The organism is Streptomyces aurantiogriseus (genome assembly GCF_014649375.1).
GTDB lineage: Bacteria > Actinomycetota > Actinomycetes > Streptomycetales > Streptomycetaceae > Streptomyces > Streptomyces aurantiogriseus.
In genome coordinates this window covers 13,783-37,201 of the sequence record NZ_BMSX01000031.1, presented here as the reverse complement: position 1 = coordinate 37,201, position 23,419 = coordinate 13,783, and the positions used below count along the sequence as shown (strand labels likewise).

Sequence of the window (23,419 nt, the reverse complement as noted above, 5' to 3'; positions counted from 1 at the left end):
CCGAGGAGCCGCCATGTCCCACCGCACCGCCGGGGTGTCCCGGCGCACCGTCACCAAAGCCGCGGCGACCGCCGGGCTGGCCGCCCTGTTCGGCGCCGGGGCCGCCACCGCCCGGGCCGCGACCCGGCTCGGACCGCGCACTCTCGACGTGTCCGTGTCCTCCCCCGCTCTGGGCCGCACCGCGCCGGTACGGCTGATCCTGCCGTCGGGCTTCGACACCCAGCCCGGGCGGACGTACCCCGTCCTGTATCTGCTGCACGGCGCCCACGACGACCACACGTCCTGGACCCGGGAGACGGACATCGAGTCCTTCACCGAGGGCCGGGACCTGATCGTGGCGATGCCGGACGCGGGCCCCACCGGCATTCCCACGGCGTGGCGCAGCGGCCCCGACTACGAGACCTTCCAGCTCACGGAGGTTCCGGCGCTGCTCGCCCGGGAGTACCGGGCCTCCGGCGTGCGGGCCGTCGCCGGGGTCTCCACCGGCGGCTACGGAGCCATGGCGCACGCGGCACGCCATCCCGGCATGTTCGCCGCGGCGGCCTCCTACAGCGGCATCCTCGACACCACGGCACCGGGCGTGCCGCCGATCGTGGACGCCATCGTCGCCCGCGAGAGACTGCTGCCGCTCTCCCTCTGGGGCAACCCGGTGCTGAACCTCCTCACCTGGCGCGACTTCAACCCGCGCGCCCGGGCCGCGGGGCTGCGCGGCACCGCCCTGTACGTCTCGAGCGGCAGCGGAGTGGCGGGAGGCAGCGGTGACTGGCTCCCCGAGGCGCTGGAGAGCGCCCTGTGGCCCTCCGCCCACAGCTTCACCGACACGCTGGCACTGCTCCGCATCCCGGTCACCACCCACTACTACGCGGGAGGAGGACACAGCTGGGCCTACTGGAAGCGGGAGTTCACCGCGTCATGGCCGATGCTCGCCCGTGCGCTGGGGGTGCCGGAGTGATGTCGGTGCCGTCGGGGCACGGAACGGAGCGCAGGGGACGTCCGTCCAACACAGGACTTACCCCTCGCCCCACGGGCAACGGCCCGCGGGTGAGCCGCTTCCGGGTGAAAGGAGGGTCCGCCGTGGCTGCCCCCACCCCGCACGGCGTACCGCAGGGCCTCGGCGCCGCCCCTGTGCCGCCCGACCTGGCGAGGCTGCTGCGCGACCGGCTCGAGGCCGTCGCCGACGAGGTGGAGGAGGAGGTGCGTCGGCAGGTTCCGGAGTACGCGCGGCCGGCCGACGGGACGTACCGCGCGCAGCTCAGAGCCGGGGTGGTCCAGGCGCTCACCCTGTTCGTCGACCACATCGCCGAACCGCGCGGCCAGGGGGACGCGATCGCCGCGACGTACTACGAACTCGGGCGGGGCGAGGCGCTGGAGGGCCGCAGTCTGGACGCGCTGCAGTCCGCGCTGCGCGTCGGGGGGCTGCACGCCTGGCGGCTGATGGGCCGTACGGCGGAGGAGCTCGGGCTGGACTCCACGGTCGTGGCCGCGCTGGGCGAGCTGGCGTTCCGGACGGTGCACGAGGTGGCCGAGGCGGCCGCGGCCGGTTACGCCGAGGCCCAGCTGCGCAGCACGGACGAGCTGGAACGGCGCCGCAGGCGCCTGCTCGACCTGCTGCTGGGCGACGGGCCGGTGGCCCCGGAAGCCGTGCAGGACCTTGCGCACGGCGCCCGGTGGACGGTGCCGCGGCAGGTCGCCGTCGTGGCGCTCGCGGCGACCGCGGACCAGCGGGAGGAGGACCGGCCGTTGGCGGCGGCGGGGGCGCTGGTGGACATGGAGTCCCGGCCGCCCCGGATGCTGGTGCCCGACCCGGAGGGTTCCGGCCGGTTCGGTGGGCGGGCGTTCGCCCTCGCCCTGCGTGGCCGTCCGGCGGCGATCGGCCCGACGGTCCCGCTCGCCGAGGCCGCCCGGTCGCTGCACTGGGCCACCCGGGCCCTGGGGTTGATGGGCCGGGGTGTCCTGCCGCGGCAGGGCGTGGTGCGGTGCGCCGACCACCTCTCGACCCTGCTGCTGCACAGCGACGAGCCGCTGCTGGCCCAGTTGGAGGCGCGTGTCCTCGCGCCGCTCGACGCGGTGTCCGAGGGGCAGCGCGTCCGGCTCGCCGAGACGCTGCTGGCGTGGCTGCTCAGCGGCAGCAACGTGCCCGACGTCGCCACGCGGCTGCACGTCCATCCGCAGACAGTCCGCTACCGCTTACGCCAGTTGGAGAAGCTGTTCGGCGACGCGCTGCACGACCCCGGCACCCGCCTGGACCTCATCCTGGCCCTGCGTGCCGAGGAACTGCGCGGCCACAGCACCTTTTCCGCGTGACGCATTCCGCCCGCTCACGTCGGCAACAAAAAAGCGGGAGTTTCTGAATTCCCGTCCATAACACCCGGTCCGGAAACACGAATACGTTCGGGACGTCCTTTTCCGCAGGCGCGCACGCGCCCCACCCGCAAAGGATCCCCATGCGCATTCGCTTGTGTCTCGCCGCGCTCTCACTGGCCGGCGGGGCCGGACTGGCCACCCTCTCGGCACCCGCGGCATCGGCCGCGGCCTGCACGGACATCGACGTCGTCGCGGCCCGCGGCACATTCGAGCCGGGCACGCTCGGCTTCATCGTCGGCGACCCCGTGTATTCCGCGCTGCAGAAGAAAATCACGGGCAAAACCCTGTCCAGCTACAAGGTGAACTATCCCGCGGACCTTTCCCTCACCTCAGCCGCCCAGGGCAACGCGGACCTGGTGAACCACGTGAAGAGCCAGGCGGCTGCCTGCCCGAATCAGCGTTTCGTCCTCGTCGGCTATTCGCAGGGCGCGAACGTCGTCGACAATTCCATCGGCATCAGCAGCGCCGGCGCGGTGGTCGGCAGCCCCATCGTGGCCACCATCCCGGCCGCTCTCGAACCGAGGGTCGCCGCGGTGCTGCTGTTCGGCAACCCGATCCGGGCCCTCGGCAAGAGCGTCACCGGCACCTACCAGAGCCGCACCCTGGACATCTGCGCACAGGGCGACCCCATCTGCGAGAACGGCGGGGACGACGTGCTGGCGCACCTCGGCTACACCGCCGACGCCGACGCGGCGGCCACCTTCGCCGCAGGCAAGGTCTGAGCCGTACCGTCACCGACGGACACGGCAGGGCCCGGGAGGATCTCTCCCGGGCCCGACTTCCGTAGGGGGGCGCCTACTTGGGGGCCCGGGCGAACTCCGTGAGGTGGGTGGAGACGGGTTCGGGCCGTCCGTAGTTCTGCACGGGCGCCGCGGTCAGCACGTCGAGGTGCTGGTAGCCGTCGGCGACCACGGGGTGCAGGTCGGCCGGGATGCGGCCCGCCAGGAGTCCGTCGCCGGCGAGGACCGTGAGCGTCGGGTTGGCGGTGAGCCCTCCCGGGTGCACGACGAGCCGCTTCACCTGGGGTGAGGTGGCCAGTTGGAGGTCGGTGACCAGCTTGGTCGGGAAGTACTGCTCGGTGAAGTCCAGCGGCTGCTCGGCCAGACTGCGGGCCAGTTCCTGGAGGTCGGTGACCTCCTTGCCGGCGCTCGTGAAGGGGGTACCGTCGGCCGAGCGGTATCCGGGGTCGTCGGGATCGCCGACGCGGTCGTAATCGCGCCATGTGTAGAGCGGCCCGTGGGGCCGGTCCGGGATGGCCTTGTAGTCCGTGCCGAACAGCCCCGGCTGCTGCGAACCGCCGTTGGCGACGGGGAAGTTCTTGTCGGCGATCGGCCCGCCGTCGAAGAAGCCGACGCTGCTCTGCAGGAACGCCAGAGGGACGGAGTTGTCGTCCATCAGCGCTCCGAGCACGGCCGCGTTGGTGAGCCGGAAGTCCTTCACCGCGGGTGAGCCGCTGAGGAAGGTGGCGGTGTCCTCGGAGAACAGGAAGCGGTTGGTGGCCTCGATGTTGACGTTGGAGGGCAGATAGCGGGGCAGGTCGGCTTCGCCGCCGGGATCCTGTACGGCGCCCAGGCCGGCGATGGCCAGCAGGGTCATCGTCTCGGGGTTGAGCAGGACCGGCGCGGACAGCGAGCGCGGCAGCAGTCCGCTGTCGAGCCCGGCCTGCACGGCACCGTATCCGAGGCCGATGTCGGGCAGGTTGGTGTCGTCGGGGATGCTGCCGCTGAGGTCGGCGAGCGAGGTGGAGACGGTGGTGTCGAGGGCGAAGTAGCCGGCGCACTGCCGGTGTCCGGCGTCGGCGGTGGTGGCGCGGTCGCCGTCGAAGTCGGCGGCCGCGAAGTACCCCGTGATGACGCCGCCGAGGGAATGGCCTCCGCACAGCACCTTCCGCTTGCGCAGGCCCTGGTCGGGCACCTCGGCGGTGAGCAGGTCGTACTGGTCGCGGACGGTCTGCTCGATGCCGAGCTTCGCCATCCACCCCAGCCGTTCGTTGCCGAGGTACCCGGCGAAGGTGTGGCCGTCGACCTGCTTGCCCCGGTAGTAGTAGTCGACGGCCGTGTGCTGGTCGCCGGAGGCGATGCCGGTGCGGTCCTCCAGACAGTTGGAACGCCGGTCCAGGGCCCAGAACTCGATGTGCAGGCCCTGTGCGGCGGCGCGCGCCACGGTGTTGCGGGCGACGCTGTCGAAGGCTCCGGCCCCTTCCAGGATGCCCGGCTGGGCGACGAGGATCCGGTCGGCGTCGGCGGACGCCTCCGGCCCGTCGGCGGCGCGGTAGCGCAGGTACGACAGCCAGTCGCACGCCGCCGGACGGGCCCCGAAGGAGACCGGCAACGGCGCCTTCACCCGCACCACCGACTCGGTCACCCCGGCGACCGGACTCGTCGACGCCACGCGCGTCTCGGTCCTGGCACTCTCCCCCCGGGCGTCCGGGGCGGCCGCGGTGAGCGCCCCGGTGGTCAGCAGCATCGCCAACGCGGCGCTGCGCAGGGCTTTCGCGGTTCTTCCCGTACTGAGACGTGTGTTCATGGCCGGACCGTAGGTCCGTGCCGACCACGGGGTCGGGCGTTGCTCACAAGAACGCAGCCCCGGGCTGCGCCTTTGTCCGTGCGGGACGAATCACGGAACCGAGGAGCCTGCCGAACCTGCGGTCGGCCGATGAGCGGCCCGGACCAGGCAGCGGGGCATCGCACCGTTCGCGCCATGCTCAGGCGAGGAAACAGTGCAACCATCGGGTCAATCGGACTGTCTCAGCTGTTGTCCGACACACGCACTTCAGGGGGACATCATGGTGCGAAACAGAACTGTTTGGGCCACCGCCGCGCTCATGACCGTGGCGCTCGGCGCGGCCGCGGTCCCGGCCGAGGCCGCCACCCCGGTCACCGCCCCGCGGGCCGTCGCCTGCCCCACCGGCTGGGGCAGCCTCGACAAGACCTACCTGTCCGGTACGTCGGCTCCGGTGGAGAACGTCAGGACCGGCCGCCACGACTGCTACGACCGCTTCGTCGTCGACGTCCCCGGCGCGGCCGCGGACGAGCTCGGCTTCTCCGTCGGGTACGTCGACCAGCTCTACCAGGACGGCTCCGGCCGCCCCATCCCCGTCGGCGGCGGAGCCATCCTCGAGGTGCGGGTGAACGCTCCCGCCTACGACCCCGAGACCGGCACCCCCACCTACCCCGGACGCGTCGCCCAGCCCCTGCCGGGCGTGAACCTCACCGGCTACCGCACCTTCCGTGACACTCGGTTCGCCGGCAGCTTCGAGGGTGTGACGCAGTTCGGCCTCGGGGTACGGGCTCGGCTGCCCTTCCGGGTGCTGCGCCTGGCGGACCACGTCGTGGTGGACGTGGCCCACACCTGGTGACGCCTGAGGCGGAGGAGGCGCGGGGCGGGGAGACGAGCCGAACGGCCTCCTCGTCTCCGCGTCTGCTTCACCGCGGGACGAGCAGGGCCGGGGCGGCGACCTGGTGGAGCGCGACCCGTCCGCCCTGGACCTGCTCGGTGAGGAGGCGCACGCTGAGGAGTGGGCAGGAAAGGCATCCTGCCTGCGCAGGCCCGTCCCGAAGCCTCGCCTCCCGCTCCGCACGGAAGTGATCACGATGGAATCCAAACAGTGGACCGTGCAGATCTTCATCACCGAGGACGGCGACGACACCCACGCGCGTGCCGTGCTGACCACCGGGGAGACCTCGACGGTCACCGGTCAGGGCACGGCCCGGCGCAACCCGGTCGACCGCCCCATTCCGGAGATCGGCGACGAACTCGCCGCCAGCCGCGCCCTGGACGACCTCGCCGTCCGACTGCACGACGTCGCCTCCGACGACATCGTGCACCTGGCGGGCCCCGTCGAAGCGTGACGGCATCCTCCTCCGGAAGGCCACGCGCCTGGGTGCAGGCCGCGGGGCGGGCGGTGGCGTCCGTCGCCCGGATTGCTGGGGGCCGACCGGTCCACCGATCGGCCCGCACCATCGCCTGGTGCAGCATCGAGGTGCGCACCCGTGCACGGCAGCCGTGTGGAGCGCACGCCTGTCCCGGCCGCAGCCAGCCCTCCGCCGGTCGTGGGCTGCTGCGAGCGACTACAGCGGAATGAGGGCCACGTCGCACTCGATGCGTCGCCGCTGCCGGGCCGCGAGGAGCCAGGGATGGTCCTCCCGGACGACAGCCAAGAGCCCCTCGATGGCCGTTCGTTGCAGTTCGTCTGCCTCAGCACCCTGGCCCAGCCCCCGGAGGTCGAGGGCGAGGTTGGCGGTGCAGGCCAGTCTCAACGGGTGTTGTTCGCCCGCGATCTCAGCCAGCAGCAGCTGGTTGGACTCGTCGATCTCGTGTGCTCGCTCGAATTCCAATCCGGCGTATGCCGTGTTGGCTCTGCCGATCGCGACGGTCAGCGCCGTCATGTGGCGGGGTCCGACCGTCGCGTCCAGTCGGTGCGCGACGTCGTCCTCCAGTTCCTGCGCGTCGTCGAGGCGGCCGAGCGTGCGCAGGGTGGCGGCCAGATTGGCCTCCGCCACCAGAGTGCACAGGTGGTCCTCGCCCAAGCGCGCGGCGAGGCGCTGTGTGGTTGTCTCGGACAGTTGCTGCGACCACTCCGCGTCGCCGGCCAGACGCCTGTCGACGGCTGCGTTGATCGCGGCCAAGAGGGAGTCGAGGTGGTCGGATCCGTAGCGGGCCGTGCAGTGCCACAACGTCTCCTCGGAGAGCACGGCGGCCGCGGAGAGTGCCCCGTCGCGGCGTCGGCATACCGCGAGGGTGGCGGCGATGTGCAGGGTGAGCCGGTGTTCCTCGCCGAGCTCGGACCGCGCCCGGCGGTAGAGATCCTCCTGGAGGTCGCGGGCGCCGGGGTAGTCGCCGCGCTCACGCATGTCGATGGAGACAGCGTTGAGGCTCTCAAGGGTGAAGTGGTCGGCGGGACCGTACAGGTCTTCGGCCAGCCTCGCGTTCTGCCCGTCCAGCGTCAGAGCCTCCTCGAACTGCCCGCACAGGCGCAGGTCGATGCCCCAGCTGTGGGTGGCCCGCAGCGTCCAGGGGTCCTGGGACCCGAACACGGGCCGGGCCAGTCGGGTGGCCTCCTCACTCAAGGCCCGTGCCTCCTGGAACTGGCCCTGGTGGCGGCGGGCGTCGGCCAGCTCGCACAGGGAGTCGATCAGGTCCTCGGGGTCGACCGCGATCCGGCGCGAGACCTCCAGCGCGTTCTCCGTGAGCGGGACGGACTCGGCCAGCCGGCCGGAGCGCCGCAGCAGGGACGCGTAGGCCCTGGCCATGCGGAGGACGTCGGAGTGCTCCTCGCCGGAAGCCGCGAGCCAGGCGGCCCAGGCCTGCCGGCCGAGCGCGGCGGCACCCTCGCGGTCGCCGCAGTGCTCGAGGAACAGCACGACGTCATGGACGAGGGCCCGCACCCGCGGGTCCGTGCTGGTCACCGCCTGCGAGGCGAGCACGTGGGGCAGCAGTGACCAGTAGGCGGGCCACTCCTGCGGCGAGGAGCAGCGGCCGGGCCTGCCCGCCGCCAGCAGCTGGTGGGCGGCCTCACGCGTCCGCTCGCGTTGTTCGGCCGGCAGCCCGGCGAGCAGCGCAGCCCGCAGCAGCCGGTGCAGTTGCAGGGTGCCCGCGCGGTGGTCGACCTTGGCCAGGGAGAGCTGCCACAGGGCCCGGACTGCGCGGGACATTCCCATCGGGTTGCCCGGCAGGTGTTCGCTCTCCGGCGACGTGCCGTCGGCGGTTCGAACCTGGGGCAACAGGTCGAACGGGATCGGCTCGGGGGCCATGCTCGCGCAGAGGTCGAGCAGCCGACGCGCGTCCGGGTTCAGCTCCCGAAGCCGCTCCAACGAAATGTCCCAGACCGCGGCCAGGGAGACCGGGCAGTTCGTATCCGGGTCGAGTGCGTCGACGGCTGGGCCGCGGCGGCCGAGCAGTTCGAGGTACTCGTCGGTCCCCATTCCGGTGAGCCCGTGCCAGGTGCCCGCCTGTTCAACGGCGAGCGGCACGTCGCCCAAGGCCTCGGCGAGCCGGTCGGCATCCTCCGCCGGGAGAGCGGGCGAAAGCTTCCGGAGCAGTTCGACCGACTCCTCGCGCTCGAAGACGCCCATCGTCACCGGGGTGGCCACTTGCTGCCACTCGGGATTGCGGGAGGTGACGATGATCTTCCCGGGTCCGCCGGTGGGCAGGTGACGGCGTACCGCTTCGACGTCCACGGCGTTGTCCAGGACCAGCAGCCACCCGTCGTACGGTGCACCGGTGCGCAGCGCGTCCAGAACGGCCGGCTCAGCCCAGTCGACGGGGTGGGCTGCGCTGGCCGCCCGGCCAAGGCCCAGCCGATCCGCCAGGCTCGCGAGGGTCGCCAGGACGAGGCTCTCCCACTCGGCCGGGATCCAGCAGACGAGGTTGTAGTCGTCCGCATGCCGGTAAACGTACTCGAGCGCCAGCTCGGACGTGCCCACACCGCTGGAAGTGGAGAACGCGTCCGGGAGCAGGCACACGACGTCCTGGACTTCGAGCTGCTCCTCCAGTGCCTGGAGCTGCGCCGTCCGGCCCACGAACAATCTGTTCCGCGGGGGAACGTTCACCATGACGGATGGTGATCGCGACGGCTCGGCCTCGCTTTTCAGCGGTGCCTCCACGGCTGTGACGGTCGCCTCGGAGGGCTCCCGGGACGCCGCAGCCGGGGGGAGCTCAAGAGAGGACGGACCGGCGGTCGACCCCACGTCGGCGGCGTCGCGGATCACGGTGAGGCCGGTGGCCTCGATCCGGCGGGCTCGCAGCGCATATGGTCCGGCCAACGCCCGCATCACCGCCAGTTCGGTCCGCCGCCACGCCCAGGCACTCTCGTCGGGCAGCGCGATCCCCGCCGGATCGCGCAAGGCAGCACGCAGGGCGATGCCGTGTTCTCCCGCCGCGGGAAGTTCCCCGAGAACGCTGACCACCGTGGCCAACTGCGTGCGCGTCGTCGTGGCCAGGAGCGCTTCGCGGACGCCGTCGGCGAACTCAGGGCGTTGCGCATCGGCGTGCTCCCAGTCGATCAGTCCGCCCATCAGAATCTCGGCGAGGTGCTCCGCCCCGGTGTCCGGCATGGTCCGGTCGCGTAACTGTTGGATGAGGTCGAACTCGAACGGGGCCGCCGCGAGATAGGTGGCGAGCCGACGGGCAGCGGGCGTGGCCAGCGTGAAGAAGCGGCGCACGGCGGCGGCCGCGCCGCGGGGCAGCTGCGGGGCACGCAGCCCGGGCGCGGGCGTTCCGGCGCTCAGCGACCCGGCCAGCACGACGGGAAGCTCGCGGCGGACGCCAGGCTCCCCGACGACCAGATCGGCCCACGCGGTGAGCGAACCGGGCTTCAAGGACAGTACGGGAACGGCTGTGGCTTCGCCGTCGGTCTCCGGCAGGGGCCGCAGCGGGTCCGGCCCGCTGAACGGCGGCCGGAGGTGCAGGTTGCGGTTGGAGGCGCCGAATCCCCCTGCCTCCAGTACCAGGGCATGGGGATGGAGAGAGGAGCGGTGCCGCATGTGGGGTGGCAGCAGGTGGACCAGGGCGGTGGGGCCCGCGCGGCCGAGGCGGTGGAGCAGGATGTCGGCGGCGTAGGCGGCCCAGCCGTGCCCGAGACCGTCAGTGACGACGAGGAAGAGCCGGTCCCCTCTGCCGTCGAGGACCTCGCCCAGGTCCGCTGTGCTCCCGGCCGCGCTCCAGCGCAGCGTCGGTACGCCGGCACCGGCATGCGGCACGTTCAGGTGGACGGTACGCACGGACCGGAAGGCACCGCTGTGCTCGGCGGCGGCCCCCAGCGCAGCCGTCTCCCCCCGCCAGATGGCCATCGTGGGACCGTTGTCGATGAGGACGACCAGGTCGAAGGCCTTGGCCCAGCCGGGCCTGAACAACGGCAGCCACAGCTCGTCGAGGGCCATCCGTTCGGCGGTGAGTTCCTCGTCCAGCAGCAGCGCCTCGCGGGACGGCACCCGTCGCGCGAGCCGGTGCAGAGCGCGGGCCAGCTGCGCGGAGCGTGCTCCCGGCCCGGGTACGTGGGGCCGTGCCCCGGGCAGGACGGGTGGCCCTGGGCGGACCTGGGCAGGGCCTTCCGGGGAGGAGGCCGGCAGGCTCAGCGCGGCGTAGGGACCTGACTCCTCGGCGGTCGGCACCTGCTGCACATCGGACGACGGAGCCGGGGGCAACGGTGCCACGTCCACCGACTCGTCGTCGTCCACCGGCCCGGACTCCTCCGGGATGGTGCGCCCGGTACGGCTCCAGTGTGCGGCCAGCCAGACGGCGTCGGCCACTTCCTGCCAGTGCGGATCCACATCCTCGGGTCCTGGCGCGCGCTCCCGTGGAATACCGTTCATTCAGCGGCCCTTCGACAGGTCGCGCAGCAGCATCTCGATGAGCCGGCGCCACGCGCCGTCGGGCCGGAAGCCGCCGTCCGTGGTCAGTTGCACCGCGTTGAGCAGCTGGTCCAGGGAGTGCGTCCCGCCCGACTGGAGCCGTGTGATGAAGGTGTCGACCAGCTCTTCGGAGCCCGACGGCAGGGCACTGAAGTGGCTTTCCACCATGGTGAGCAGCTGCTCCCGGGTGGGGAGCCGCATCTCCAGGGGCAGACAGCGCCTCCGGAACGCCGCCGGGAACTCCCGCTCGCCATTGCTGGTGATCACCACGACGGGGAACTCCCGGCACTCCACCCGCCCGTGGCGCACCACCGCGTGCAGCCCGGGATCACTGGTGTGCACGCGGGCGCTGACAGCCGTGTCGCGCACCAACTCCGGAACCTCATAGCTGCCGTTCTCCAGCACGTGCAACAGGTCGTTGGGCAGGTCGATGTCGCTCTTGTCGAGTTCGTCGACGAGCAGCACACGCGGGCGGTCATAGGGCAGCAGCGCGGTCCCCAGGGACCCCAGGGTGATGAAGTCACCCAGAGTCGGAGGGGAGGGGAGGTCGTCGCCCCGATCCGGTTCTTCGGGCACCAGGGGCGCATCGAGGCCCGCCCGCCAGGCGGCAATGGCCTGCGCACGGCCCAGGGCGTCGTGTGCGTACAGGCCGTCGCGCAGCGTGGTACGGCTGACGATGTTCCACTCCAGTACGCGGCCCAGGCCCAGTTCACGGGAGATCAGGTAGGCGAGCGTGGACTTGCCCACTCCGGGTGGTCCGGTGACGAGCAGGGGGCGGCGCAGCAGGAGCGCCGCGTTGACGACGTCGATGGTGGCCTCGTCGAGCTGTGGCACGGCGTCCGCGTACCCGAGACGGCGGCGTGCGGCCGCCTCGTCGTCAGGGGGCGGGGGCAGGGCCGGGCCGCCGCGGAACCTGCGCCAGGGCGGCGCCTCCGGCAGAGGGCGGGGTGGCCCGTCGGGAGCGGTACCGGTGGCGTGGAACACCCGCCAGGCCTGCTCGTCCACCCGTGGTGTCCCGCTCATATCCCGCTCTCCTCGCTGTCGATGGTGTCCATGTCGACGCCCGGGTCGGCCTCCTGGATGTCGACGAGCCGGGTGGGGTCGTCCCAGAAGAAGGCGATGTGGCGGCCGAGCAGGGACGGGCCGCCCTGGTGGAGTTCGGCTCTGCTTCTGAGCCTGTGCATGGCGATGGGCAGCTGGGCGGGCGTCGGCACGGAGGCGAAGACCGCCGTCACGACTTCCCTGCGCTCGTCCACGAAGACGCCTCGACGGTCCCAGACCGCGAGCCCGATCCCCTCCGCGATGGCCGCCTTGAGGGCGTCCGTCGCCGCTCTCCCGTCGGGCGCGTCGAGTACGGCCGCCGTGTACATCGGCTCTCCCGCCAGAGCGGCCTGCCACGCTTCCAGTCGTTGCTCGTCGCCATCCCGCCAGCCGTGCACCGTGACCCCATGCCTCTGCAGGGCATGCCACCGCTCCCGCCACTGGCTCCTGACCAGCGCGTCGTCGGTACGCATCCGCTCCAGGCTGCGCAGGTGCACTCCGTACTTCAGCCCGAGGGGCAGCGGCCTGCCCCCACCCGACCGATCTCTCAGGCCGGCCACGTCGTGATTGATCAGGTCGTACGGGAGGACGAACTCGACGTACGGCGGCATCGCGGAGCGGGTGGGCGTCGGCGCTTCCGCTGAGGGCGAGAGCCGTGCCAGCCGACGCAGGACCCGTTCGACCGCCGCGCCGAGATCGTCGAGGGTGGTCGTCACGGGCTCGTCGGGCAGAGGATTCCAGCGGCCGGGGACCGTGTTGAGCCAAGGCCGGACGACGACCTCTCCGGAACCGTCGCGGGTGGGCTCCACGACCACGACGAGGCACCTGGGGATGGTGGGGTCGGTTCGGGTGCGGGTGCGAGCGGCCCGACGCTCTTCGATCTGCGTCAGCAGTCCGGCGCGGCCCGCCCAGTCCCTCACCCATGCGGACAGGGCCCGTTGGAGGCCCGTGATCCGGACGGACCCGGCTGCCTGATCCATGAGCAGGACCGCGGGCGGCAGGCCGTCCGGCTGCACGTTGAACTCGAGTACGTGCTGGAAGAGTTGGACAGGAGAGAGACCCGCTGGGAGATCGATGCCGAGCTCGGCTGCGAGCCCGTCGCGCAGCTCGGTCCCAGGCAGCCAGTCCACCGCCTTGTCCAGGAGCGCGCGGGCGGCGCTCACATCCCGCTCGAACACGGGACCGGGCAGTTCGGCTGCCGGGGCGCTCGCCACAAGCAAGAGAGCGAGTTCCTGCTCGAGGGTGTTGGCGGCCACGGGTCCTTCGAGGATCCGCACCACCTCGAGCAGTGCGCGCTCGCCCCCGGACATGCTCAACGCGGCACGCACCAGGGAGACGACGTCCTCGCGCAGTCTCACGCCCCGAAGGTCGATGCTGACGCCCAGGTGTTGTCCGAGCATATCGGCGAACAGGACACGCCCCGTCGGCTCCTCCACGCACGACAGCTCGCACAGCGCTTCGGTCAGCCGGAGCAGCGCCTCCACGCCGCCGCCTGACGCACGCTTGAACTCGCTCATGCCGTTTTCGACGACTTCACCGACCTTCCCCGCGGAGCCGGTACACCTGCCCGGCGAGTGAAGCTAGCACGCCGGTCATGGGCGGAGCAGGTGACTTACCGACATCCGACATGACGTGGAGCACCGACGTCAGCAGGTTTTTCACGTCGTCCCCCGTCGCCGCCGCAGTGCCTCGGACAGGCCCGCGTTCGCGGCCCAGTTCTCGACCCAGCCGGCCAGAGCGGTCCGGTGGACCGGCGAGGTGACGAGCCGGGACGCACGCTCGATGAGCAGTACGGCGGGGGGCAGGCCGTCCGGCTGCGCGGTCCGCTGCAGGACCCACGCGAAGAGCCGTTCTGGAGAGAGACCGGTGGGCAGCTCAAGGCCGTTGAGATCATGGGTGAGCGCGTCACGCAGGCGGGCGGAGGAGAGTTCGGCTGCGGCGGCCCGCAAGAGGGTCAGTGCCGCGTCCTCCTCCGCGGCCGACAGCACGTTGGGCACGAGGAGCACCGGCCCAGCGGAGATCAGCGATGCCAACTCATCGGCCGGGGGCCTCCCTTCGAGAATCCGGACCACGTCGACGAGGTTGTGTTCCCCGCCCGACACGCTCAGCGCGGCACGCACCAGAGTGACGACGTCCTCACGCAGTCTGACGCCCCGCAGGTCGATCGGCCGGTCCAGCAGGTCCCCCAGCAGAGCAGCGAACTGCCTACGTCCCTCCGCGTCCTCCAGGCACTCCAGCGGGTACAAGGCGTCGGTCAGGCGAAGCACATGGTCAACGCGGGCGTGAGCCTGCCCGGCCCCTCCCTGCTCCGGCCGGGGAGCAGCGAACGTACTGAGCCGGTCAAGCAGTCGTACCAACTCCTGGGCCGCCATGGCCCCTTCGAAGACCCTCACCACGTCGACCAGGACGTGTTCCCCGCCCGACACGCTCAGCGCGGCACGCACCAGAGTGACGACGTCCTCACGCAGTCTGACGCCCCGCAGCACGACCGGCCTGGACAGTTCTTCTCCGAGCACTACGGCGAAGAATCCACGCCCCTCCGGATCCTCCATGCACGCCAGTTCGCACAGGGCCTCGGTCAGACGAAGCAACAGCTCCGTGCCCGACGCGTGTCCGAGGATCCCTCCGTACGCGGACTCGATGACCTCGTTCGCGTCCATGCCGCACTGCGCCCAGCCGATCCCGAAAGCGGCGCCGACCTGAACGGCCCGGCCGTCGACCGGGATCGGCTCGATAATCTCGTCGCGCACGCGTACGACGAGGTCCTCGGCATCGGCCCGGTTCAGGCCGCCCGCGAGGATCATGAACTTTGCGCCGCCGTAGCGGGCCACGGTGTCGTCCTCGCGTACGAGGGTGCGCAGCCGACGGGCGACCTCGACAAGGACCGCGTCACCGGCCTCTGGTCCGAAGCCGTCATTGATGTCCTGGAAACTGTCGAGGGCGCAGAAGAGCACGGCCAGTCCCTGGCGATCGGTCCCGGGATCCTCCGGGGGAAGGCGTATGTGCCTGTGGTGCGGGTCGTCGTCGGCCTGCGGATCGGCGCACAGCAGGCCGGAGAGCTGTTCGCGCAGCGTACGGCCGTTGCGCAGGCCGGTGAGGGCGTCGTGCCGGGCGCGGTAGGCGGGCGTCAGGTCACGCGAGGCCGCCGTTCTCCACCTCCGGGCGTCATGGCGGGTGGTCACCAGCACGTGTCCGCGCGACGCCCCCATCCGGTCCACGAGCCAAGCGACATCAGCATCATCTGTGACGTGATCGAGTACGAGCAGCCATCCGCCACTGGACGCCAGCCAGCGCAAGGTCTGCTCGGCGAAGCCGACGCCTTCCGGCTCGGAAGAGAGGTCCGGAAGCACGGCCTCCGCGAGACGTGCGAGGTCCCTCTCCTTTGTGCGCGCGGTGCTCGTGTCCACCCACCACACCACGCTGTAGTCACCCAGGTGACGATGGGCGTACTCCAGCGCGACGGTGGTCTTGTCCGACCCCGCCGGTCCGCACAGCACCACGGGGACACGGTCTGCGTGCGCCAGTGTCCGTTCCACCCAGACCACGTCGGCCTCGAGGGCCGGCAACCAGCGAGTGCCACGGCGCGCGGGCAGGTTGTGCGTGCCCCAGCCCCACAGGGACGGCTCCGCCCCTACGCGCCCGCCCGGCCCCTCCCTCAGTTCCAGCTCGTTCGCGCGCGCCAGCTCCGCAAGCGGTTCGCCCTCTCTCGGCAGGGTCAGTGTCCCGGTCCGGTCCGCGATGATCGCCGGGAAGTCCGGGATACGGCCGAGACGCGGTGCGATGAAGTCGCTCACGGCGTCGACCGTGCGCTGTGCCGAACCGCTCTTGATCACTGTGCGCAGCACACCGCGTACGTCCGGTGTGAAGGCGAAGACGTCCTGGCCGGCGAGCGGGTCGTCCACGTGCATGAGGCCGCTCAGCAAGACCTCCGCCAGACAGACCGGGTTGCTGTCGGGCAGGGCGGCGGCCTGGACGAGCCGCATGACGGGAAGAGTCAGCGGATCGACGGCGGCCAGGTGGCCGGCCAGTTCGTAGGCGTGCGGCGAGGCTGTCGCCCGGAAGATCTGGACGCGCTCGGCGGCGGTGTCCGGCCTACTCGTGCCGTCCTCGTCCAAGCGCGCGGCGTCGGGAGGACGTCCCGCATCGATGACGCGCAGAGCGGCCACGCCGCCGTGCGACGCCATGAGGTCGGCCCAGGGACGCAGGCTCGGCTCGTCCAGTTCGAGTACGGGCACGGGGAGGCCGGGCCGGCGGCTCATCGCGGCCGGAAGCCAAGGGTCCTGAGCTGTGAGCAGGCTGTTGGGCGGTGCCGGATCGGTCGTACGGACGATCATGGGTTCGGCTGCGAGCCCGGTGCCGCTCCACAGCCGGGTCGGGAACATGTGGAGCACAGCGGTCGGCGCTCTGCGGGCCAGGTCGGCCAGACGCTTGTGGGCCGCCCCGGTGTACCAGTGGTCGGCAACCCCGTCGGTCACGACCAGCACGGCGGTCCGGTCGCCGGTGAGGGGGGCTGCTGATGCATCGAGCGGGCTCACGCGCACGGAACGGAAGATGCCCGAGACCGTGAGGGCGTCGGTCAGTTCGCCGACTGTGTCGCGCCACACCCGCATGGACGGACCGTCGTCGACGGCGAGCACGAGATGGAGCCAGCGGTCCGCCGCCGGGCGCAGCACGGCGTCGAGGACTCCGCTGTCGGCGATGGCCTCGGCGGTGGCGGTCTCGTCCAGCTCGTACCGGTGCGCGGACGGCACTCTTCGTTTGAGCGCGCGCAGCGCCCGGACGATGCCCAGAGCATGGCGCAGGCCTCGGACTCCGGGAAGGGTGACCGGCGCGCCGGGGGCTTCGCCGTCGTGGGTCCCGGTGAGTGCGTAGACGGGGCGCCGGACCTCACTCGGCGTGGGCTCGGCCGCGCCCCGTCCGCGATGCTCTGGGGGCGGGAGAGTGTCGGGCGCGGACCGGGACGTGCGCAGGGTGTCGGGCTCCGGTACAGCGGCCGTGGCCCGGTGCGGCGGCTCGTTCAGGGCGAGCCACAGCGCGTCGCTCAGCTCCCGGGGCGAGAGCTCGGCTCCGGCGCTGTGTAGCGCGGCGTGCAGGCGGGCGACCCAGAGCTCGTCCGGCTCACCGGGCCCCGCCGCTCCCGAGCTCACGCAGCACCGCCTTCCTGAGGTGCTCCACCTCGGGCCGGACGCCCTGCTGCAGCAAATAGACGGCGTGCAGCAACTGGTCGGTGGCGAGACCGCCGAGGCTGCGCTGCTCGTCGAACGTCTTGATGAGACGCAGCACCCGCGGCCACTGCGCCTCCAGTTGCTGAAGATCCTGGGCGAAGTGCGCCCGAACGATCGCTTCGAGCTGCTTCGGCTCGGGCTTCGGCAGTTCCAGCCAAATGCAGCGGCGCAGGAAGGCCGCCGGGAACTGCCGTTCGCCGTTGCTGGTGATCACGACGAACGGGAAGTCCTGACAGCGGACGGTGCCGCCCCGCACCCGCACCCTCTCCTGCGAGCCCTGCACACGAACGGCGACCTCGGCCTGTTCCTCGGGCAGGCGGGCCAGCTCGGGGATGGTGAACTCGCCTTCCTCCAGCACGAACAGCAGGTCGTTGGGCAGGTCCAGGTCGCTCTTGTCGAGCTCGTCAATCAGGAGAAGCCGCGGTCGCCCCTCGTGTCGGGTGGCCAGCGCGGTGCCCAGGGGCCCCAGGCGTACGAAGCTGCCGATGTCGTCGGTGCCGTCCTGCTGCTCCCGCAAGCGGCCGATGGCGTCGTAGCGGTACAGCGCGTCGGTGAGCGTGGCGCGGGTGTTGACGGGCCAGACGAGGACCGGCCCGAGTCCGAGCTCAGCCGCCACGGCGTGGGCGAGGGACGACTTGCCGGTGCCGGGATCGCCGGTGACCAAGAGGGGGCGGCGCAGGCGCAGGGCGGCGTTGACCACCTCCACCTCGTCCTCGCCGATCAGGTACGGCCGCCGCCGCGCGGTCTCGTCCTCCGGTCGCGGCCGTCGCCACGGCGGGGGCTGGGGCAGCGGTACGGAGTCGTCGTACGTGCCGCCGTCGCCGCGGAAGAGCCGTTCTTGCGGGCGTCCGCTGTTCACGCGGCGCCTCCTTTCCGCCTCGTCGGGTTGGCCAGCCGCTGTCGGGGCGGTTCCCAGCTCGGGTCTTCCCACAGCAGAGCCAGATGAGCGCCCGTGCGCGCGGCGTCGTACAGCGCTTCGGCTCGCCGCCGCCTGACCTCTTCCCGCAGGCCGTGCGGCCAGTCGTCGGGTACGACGGCCCGCAGCTCCTCGGCGGTGTCCGGGCCGTGGGCGCTGCGGTGCCACAGGACCACGGGCACCCCCAGGTAGCGGCACAGGGCCAGCGCGTCGTCGTGCTGGTCGGGCGGGCAGCAGGCGACGACGCAGGCGATCTCATGCCGACTCGACAGGGTGCCGTTCTCCGCCGGTACGTCGTGCAGCACATACGGCCCCACCCCGGAGCCGCGTCCGTGTTCCCATCGCTTCTTCAAGGCGCCGGCGCGCTGCACGCTCTGACCGCGCAGGACCACCACCCTGTCCAACCCGACGGGCCGCGTTCCCAAAGCCCCGGCCTGGGTGGGCAGGCGGTCGACGGCCAGCCGGAAGAAGCCTTCCTCCAGCAGGAACTCCACGCCGGCCGACTCCTCGTACTGGTCGAGGTCGTCGACGGCCTCGGAGAGGTCGGCACACAGGTCGGCGCGACTGCGCAGGGTGTCCCCGCCCGTCCATGTCCTGACCTGGTGTCCATGCGCGTCGTAGAGGCGGAGGAGGTAGCGCAAGGACTCCGCGGTCGGCTCCTCGGCCCACAGCCACACCCGCAGGACCGGCTGCGAAGTCCGGGCCCGTGCACGGGACTCGGCGGACCAGCGGCACTGCCGCACCGCCTCCGGGCTGACGCCCAGGCGGTTGATCACGCGGTGCGACCAGTCCCGCAGGACGTCTCCGCCTTCCCGCCGGGCCGCAGCAACCTCCTCGACCACCTGGATCACGGGCGGTACGACACCGGGTTCGCCGGCGCGGTCCTCCAGGTCCTCGATGAGGGCCCCGAGGTCGGGAGGGCCGGCGTCGGGCAGTGCGAAGTGCGGTACTGCGCGGCGGGCCGCCGCGCGCACCTCGGGATACGCGGCGTCACCCAGCAACGCGACGAGTTCGTCGTACTCGTCCTGGGTGAGAAGGCGCAAAGGCCCCAGCTTCGCGGCTGCGTCGCGGACCCGTCGGGCCACCCCCTCGTGTGCCGTGAGGGTGCTGAGCAGTGCCGGTATGCCCCGGGGATGGCGCAGGGCCGAGTCGACGAGGTCCGCACGGGTGACCGGGGTCCAGGACAGGCCGAGGGCCCGGCCGACGCGATCGGCGCATCGCTCCAGCTTCCGGTCGGAGAGTCCCTCGAGGGCGTCGACCAGCTCGCCGCGCCGGGCTCGTGTCCGCGGGTCGGACACCTCCGTGGCCACGGCCGGGAGCACGCCGGTGGCGGCGAGCAGCTTCACCATCTCGGAGGCTCTGATGGCGTACGAGCGTGGGTTGTCGGGTTCGGTGGACACCACCAGGCCCGTCACACAGCCGCGTTCACGGTCCCACAGGGGTGCTCCGCTGTGGCCGGGCTGGATCCTGAGCGGAGCGTACCCGGGATCCAGGATGTACCAGGGGCCCATGTCGGCCTGGACGTACACGTCCACGAGGGAGCGCGGGGCTCCATGGGCGTACCAGGTCGACAGCCGTCGGCCGGGCGTCTCCCGGACAGGCACGGGACAAATGCCCGACGGCCCGGGCTCGACCTTCAGCAAGGCGAGGTCGCCGTACCACCACTTCTGCTCCTCCGGCCTGGGGGCCAGCCACCCGGCCAGTTCCACGGCGTGGTGCTCACCGCCGAGGCCCGGAAAGGAGACGGCGACCTGGAGCATGTCCTGCGCAGTGGGTTCGGCGACGGCCAGTTTGTGCCGTCCGAGAGCCGCGTTGACGACATGGGCGCAGGTCAGCAGGAATCCGTCCGCCACGACCACACCCGCGCCAAGGCCCTCCCCGGTCGCGCCGCGGGCATGCACGGTGACCCACGCCCTGCGGATACGTGCGTCCGGGTCGTCGTCGTGCTGGCGGCGCACCGTTACTCCGTCGGCACGGAGGATTCGAGGTTCCAGGTCGCGGACACCGTGAGGCTCGCCTCGCCCTTGTTGGCGACGATGCCGAGCGTCAGGTCGTTGCCGACCTTGACACCCAGTTCGACGGTGAGCTGTTGGGGCTGCCGGTCCATGGCGGACACCGTGTCGTGCACCGACTGCAGGACCGGGACCAACGGCTTCAAGACCTGCCGCAATGCGCCGCGGGTAGCCCGCGCCACCCGTCCGTTCCCGTCATTGGCGACCGGCACGAGCGGCGCGGAGCCGGGTGTCGTGCCGCCCGCCGCGGAGTCGGCCAGCGGACTGGGAAAGACCTCCAGCAGCACCGCCTGGCCGTCGTCGAAGGTGAACTCCACAAATTCCCCCATGGCCCCAACTATGCCAGCTTCAGCGCCCCTTGACCCGGCCATCGATCAACTCCGCACCGGTCGGCAGCAACGGCCGCTGCGGTAGGTCCTGGCGCAGCCGGTCCAGCAGCGTCCCCCATGGTGGGCGACAGGTCTGCCCACTGTCGGGGCCGTGCCCCGACACCGAGTCACGTCTCGGGGCCCGGTCCCTGCACGTCGGAGCACACCGCAGCGGCGCCTTTCCCCGCTACAACCGCAACCCCGCACCGGCAAGCCCCACCCTCCGCACCGCCGACCCACACCCGCACCGGCAGGTGTGTGATGCATGCGTTCCGACGTCTTGACGCCCGCCTTATGACTGCGCTGTCATGACTGCGTAGTCATGACAGCGCAGTCAGACAGACGGCGTCTGCCATCATTGGGCTCGTTCGTGCGGCAGCGGGAGACACCATGACGGGTGGGACAGGGCGGGGCGGGAGCTCAGCGGCTCCGCGCAGCGTGGACGTGGCCCGCCTCGCCGGGGTGTCGCAGAAGACGGTGTCAAGGGTCTTCAACGACGAGCCGTACGTCTCCGCCGAGGTGCGCCGGCGCGTCCTCGAAGCCGCCGAGCAGCTCGGTTACCGGCGTAACAACGCCGCCCGGGCGCTGGCCTCCGGCCGCACCCGCTCCATCGGTGTGGTGACGCTGGGAACCGCCCTGTACGGACCCGCCTCGCTGCTCATGGGCGTCGAGCGGGTCGTGCGGGACACCGGCTACGCGCTGCGTGTGGTCAACACGATGGAAGGGGACCCGGCGGGTGTCGCGGGTGCCGTGGACTCGCTCCTCGACCAGGGCGTGGACGGCATCGTCATCTCCGAACCGATCGACGAGGAGGCAACGCGACGAGACGCTTCCCTCCGCGTCGACGTGCCGGTCCTCGTCATCGGTGCGCCGTCCCCCGTCACCGCGCCCACGGTGCTGACCGCGGGCGACGGTGCCGACCTGATGGCCCGGACGGCGACCGAGTACCTGCTGGGCCTTGGTCATGCGACGGTCCATCACCTGGCCGGTCCGCAGCGGTGGTACGCCGCCCGGGACCGGCTGGAGGGGTGGCGGACGACGCTGGCCGCCCACGGCAGGGACGTGCCGCGGGTCGTCGAGGGCGACTGGTCGGCCGCGTCCGGGTACGCCGCGGGACGCGAACTGGCCGAGGCCGATGACGTCACCGCGGTCTTCGCCGCCAACGACGACATGGCGATCGGCCTGGTCCGCGCGCTGACGGAGGCCGGCCGGCGCGTACCGGAGGACGTCAGCGTCGTCGGCTTCGACGACATCCCGGTCGCCGCCTTCGTGACTCCTCCGCTGACCACGGTGCGGCAGCCGTTCGACGCCGTGGCGCAGGAGGGACTCAAGCGGCTCGTGCACGCCATCGAGAACCCCGGCGCAGACCCCCTGCCCCCGAGCGACCCACCGGTCGACCTCATCGTCCGCTCCTCGACCGCGCCACCGCCGCCCCGGACGACCCCGCGGCGCGGACGGCGCACCGTCTCCCGTTCCGCTGAACGCAGCGGGCCCTGAGCCGGCTTCTCCACGCCAGACCCTCTTCCCTCCCCTCCCCTCCCCTGCTCTTCCCACGCCTGCTCTTCCCACCGACCTCGCGCCCTCCGCCTTCGCAGCTCGCGGAACGCGCGCCGGTCCCCGTCCACGAGGACGCGCACACCGACCGCACAGGCCATCCGGCCCCGGTCGCCGCGTCCACGCCTTCCTCCACCACACCCCCGCACGCCCTCGCCAGGCGTGCCGCCATCTTTGCCACCGGCGGGAGTTCACCATGCCCAGAAACACACGCCTGTCCAGCGCTTCCCCGATGAGCCGTCGGCTCTTCCTCACCACGACGGGCGCCCTGTCGCTCGGCGCCGCCCTCACCGCCTGCGGCGGCGGTGACTCCGGTGGATCCTCCGGCTCCGCCAAGCCGGTCAGCCAGGCCGACATCGACAAGGCGATGAAGACGCCGACCGAGCTGACGTTCTGGACCTGGGTCCCGAACATCGCCAAGGAGGTCGCGCTCTTCGAGAAGCGGTACCCGGCCATCAAGGTCAAGGTCGTCAACGCCGGCCAGGGCACCCCGCAGTACACCAAGCTGCGCACGGCGCTGAAGGCCGGCAGCGGCGCCCCGGACATGGTGCAGATCGAGTACCAGGCCATCCCGACCTTCACCATCACCAACAGCCTGCTGGACCTGCGGCCGTACGGGGCCTCCGCGCTGCAGGACAGGTTCGTGGACTGGACGTGGGGCCAGGTCAGCGGCGGCAACGGCGAGGTCTGGGCGATCCCGCAGGACACCGGCCCGATGGGCATGCTGTACCGGCAGGACATCTTCGACAAGCACGGCATCGAAGTGCCCAGGACCTGGGACGAGTTCGCCGCCGCGGCACGCAAGCTCCACAAGGCCGACCCCGACGTCTACCTGACGAACCTCGCGGCCAACCAGGTCGCCGCCTGGCACGGCCTGCTGTGGCAGGCGGGCGCCGAGCCGTATGTGACCTCCGGCAAGAGCGACATCACCATCAGCGTCGACGACGCCGTCTCCCAGAAGCTCGGCGCGTACTGGGGCGGGCTCGCGAAGGAAGGGGTCATCGGTGTCGAGCCCGACTTCACCGACTCCTGGTACGCCGCCCTCAACAGGGGCAAGTACGCCACCTGGATCACCGCCGCCTGGGGCCCCGTCTTCCTCTCCGGCTCCGCCAAGGCCACCGCGGGCAAGTGGCGGGCGGCCCCGCTGCCGCAGTGGGACGCCGCCAAGCCCAGCTCGGGCAACTGGGGCGGCTCGACCACCGCCGTCATCCGGTCCACCAAGAACCCCATCGCGGCGGCCCAGTTCGCGCAGTTCCTCAACAGCGACCCGGCCAGCGCCAAGATGTTCACCACCGAGCAGTTCTTCTTCCCGGCGACCAAGTCCCTGCTCACGGACGCCGAGTTCGTCGGGGACGCCCCGTCCTTCTACGGCGGCCAGAAGGTCAACCAGGTCTTCGCCGACGTCAGCTCCACGGTCAACCCCTCCTTCCAGTGGCCGCCGTTCCTCGACCAGGCGGCGACCGACTGGACCGAGACGGTCGGCAAGTCCCTCGCCGGCAAGTCCGACACGGTGGCCGCGCTCGGCACCTGGCAGTCGCGGCTCACCACGTACGCCAAGAACCAGGGCTTCACCGTCAAGGGGAGTTGA

Annotated in this window: 15 protein-coding genes; 7 read left to right on the top strand and 8 right to left on the bottom strand. The window is 71.6% G+C overall.

The window, feature by feature from the left end; translation table 11 throughout:
• Positions 1–13 precede the first annotated feature (13 nt).
• The 3 genes from IE263_RS41945 (at position 14) to IE263_RS41935 (ending at position 3,086) form a co-directional block, all read left to right on the top strand.
• A complete protein-coding gene (locus IE263_RS41945; protein ID WP_189943377.1) occupies positions 14–952 on the top strand; it encodes an alpha/beta hydrolase in 939 nt (312 codons plus the stop codon).
• A 122-nt stretch (positions 953–1,074) separates the two neighbouring features.
• On the top strand, positions 1,075–2,304 hold the full coding sequence (locus IE263_RS41940; RefSeq protein ID WP_229911460.1) for a PucR family transcriptional regulator: 1,230 nt from the start codon (positions 1,075–1,077) through the stop codon (positions 2,302–2,304).
• A 140-nt stretch (positions 2,305–2,444) separates the two neighbouring features.
• Positions 2,445–3,086: a cutinase family protein gene (locus tag IE263_RS41935; RefSeq protein ID WP_189943375.1), complete on the top strand. Its 642-nt coding sequence runs from the start codon at positions 2,445–2,447 to the stop codon at positions 3,084–3,086.
• Positions 3,087–3,159: 73 nt separating this feature from the next.
• On the opposite strand, the gene IE263_RS41930 is transcribed toward IE263_RS41935, so the two are convergent.
• Entirely contained in the window at positions 3,160–4,830 is a 1,671-nt protein-coding gene (locus tag IE263_RS41930; RefSeq protein WP_189943433.1) for a hypothetical protein, read from the bottom strand.
• Positions 4,831–5,149: 319 nt separating this feature from the next.
• Here IE263_RS41930 and IE263_RS41925 point away from each other — a divergent pair, with 319 nt between their 5' ends.
• Entirely contained in the window at positions 5,150–5,722 is a 573-nt protein-coding gene (locus IE263_RS41925) for an AMIN-like domain-containing (lipo)protein (protein ID WP_444545109.1), read from the top strand.
• 235 nt (positions 5,723–5,957) lie between these two features.
• The gene (locus tag IE263_RS41920; RefSeq protein ID WP_189943373.1) at positions 5,958–6,215 is read left to right on the top strand and encodes a DUF1876 domain-containing protein; all 258 of its coding nucleotides are present in this window, start codon (positions 5,958–5,960) and stop codon (positions 6,213–6,215) included.
• A gap of 219 nt (positions 6,216–6,434) precedes the next feature.
• On the opposite strand, the gene fxsT is transcribed toward IE263_RS41920, so the two are convergent.
• The 7 genes from fxsT to IE263_RS41885 form a co-directional block, all read right to left on the bottom strand.
• Positions 6,435–10,676, bottom strand: coding sequence for an FxSxx-COOH system tetratricopeptide repeat protein (gene fxsT / locus IE263_RS41915; RefSeq protein ID WP_189943372.1), 4,242 nt, complete (start codon positions 10,674–10,676; stop codon positions 6,435–6,437).
• Positions 10,677–11,738 (bottom strand): AAA family ATPase, encoded by a 1,062-nt coding sequence (locus tag IE263_RS41910; protein WP_189943371.1) that lies wholly within the window; start codon positions 11,736–11,738, stop codon positions 10,677–10,679.
• The gene (locus IE263_RS41905; protein WP_189943370.1) at positions 11,735–13,273 is read right to left on the bottom strand and encodes a VMAP-C domain-containing protein; all 1,539 of its coding nucleotides are present in this window, start codon (positions 13,271–13,273) and stop codon (positions 11,735–11,737) included. The genes IE263_RS41910 and IE263_RS41905 overlap by 4 nt, the downstream gene beginning before the upstream one ends.
• Positions 13,274–13,414: 141 nt before the next feature.
• Complete coding sequence (locus IE263_RS49840) at positions 13,415–16,903, bottom strand: SAV_2336 N-terminal domain-related protein (RefSeq protein WP_308430817.1); 3,489 nt, start codon at positions 16,901–16,903, stop codon at positions 13,415–13,417.
• Positions 16,875–17,840, bottom strand: coding sequence for an AAA family ATPase (locus IE263_RS41895; RefSeq protein ID WP_189943369.1), 966 nt, complete (start codon positions 17,838–17,840; stop codon positions 16,875–16,877). Before IE263_RS41895 ends, IE263_RS49840 begins: the two co-directional genes overlap by 29 nt.
• Complete coding sequence (locus tag IE263_RS41890; protein WP_189943368.1) at positions 17,837–19,855, bottom strand: VMAP-C domain-containing protein; 2,019 nt, start codon at positions 19,853–19,855, stop codon at positions 17,837–17,839. Before IE263_RS41890 ends, IE263_RS41895 begins: the two co-directional genes overlap by 4 nt.
• 2 nt (positions 19,856–19,857) lie before the next feature.
• A complete protein-coding gene (locus IE263_RS41885; protein WP_189943367.1) occupies positions 19,858–20,238 on the bottom strand; it encodes a CU044_2847 family protein in 381 nt (126 codons plus the stop codon).
• A gap of 429 nt (positions 20,239–20,667) precedes the next feature.
• On the opposite strand from IE263_RS41885, the gene IE263_RS41880 reads away from it, so the two are divergent.
• Both IE263_RS41880 and IE263_RS41875 read left to right on the top strand, forming a co-directional pair.
• Positions 20,668–21,774 (top strand): LacI family DNA-binding transcriptional regulator, encoded by a 1,107-nt coding sequence (locus IE263_RS41880; RefSeq protein ID WP_189943366.1) that lies wholly within the window; start codon positions 20,668–20,670, stop codon positions 21,772–21,774.
• Positions 21,775–22,027: 253 nt separating this feature from the next.
• Positions 22,028–23,419, top strand: a complete 1,392-nt coding sequence (locus IE263_RS41875; protein WP_189943365.1) for an ABC transporter substrate-binding protein — start codon at positions 22,028–22,030, stop codon at positions 23,417–23,419.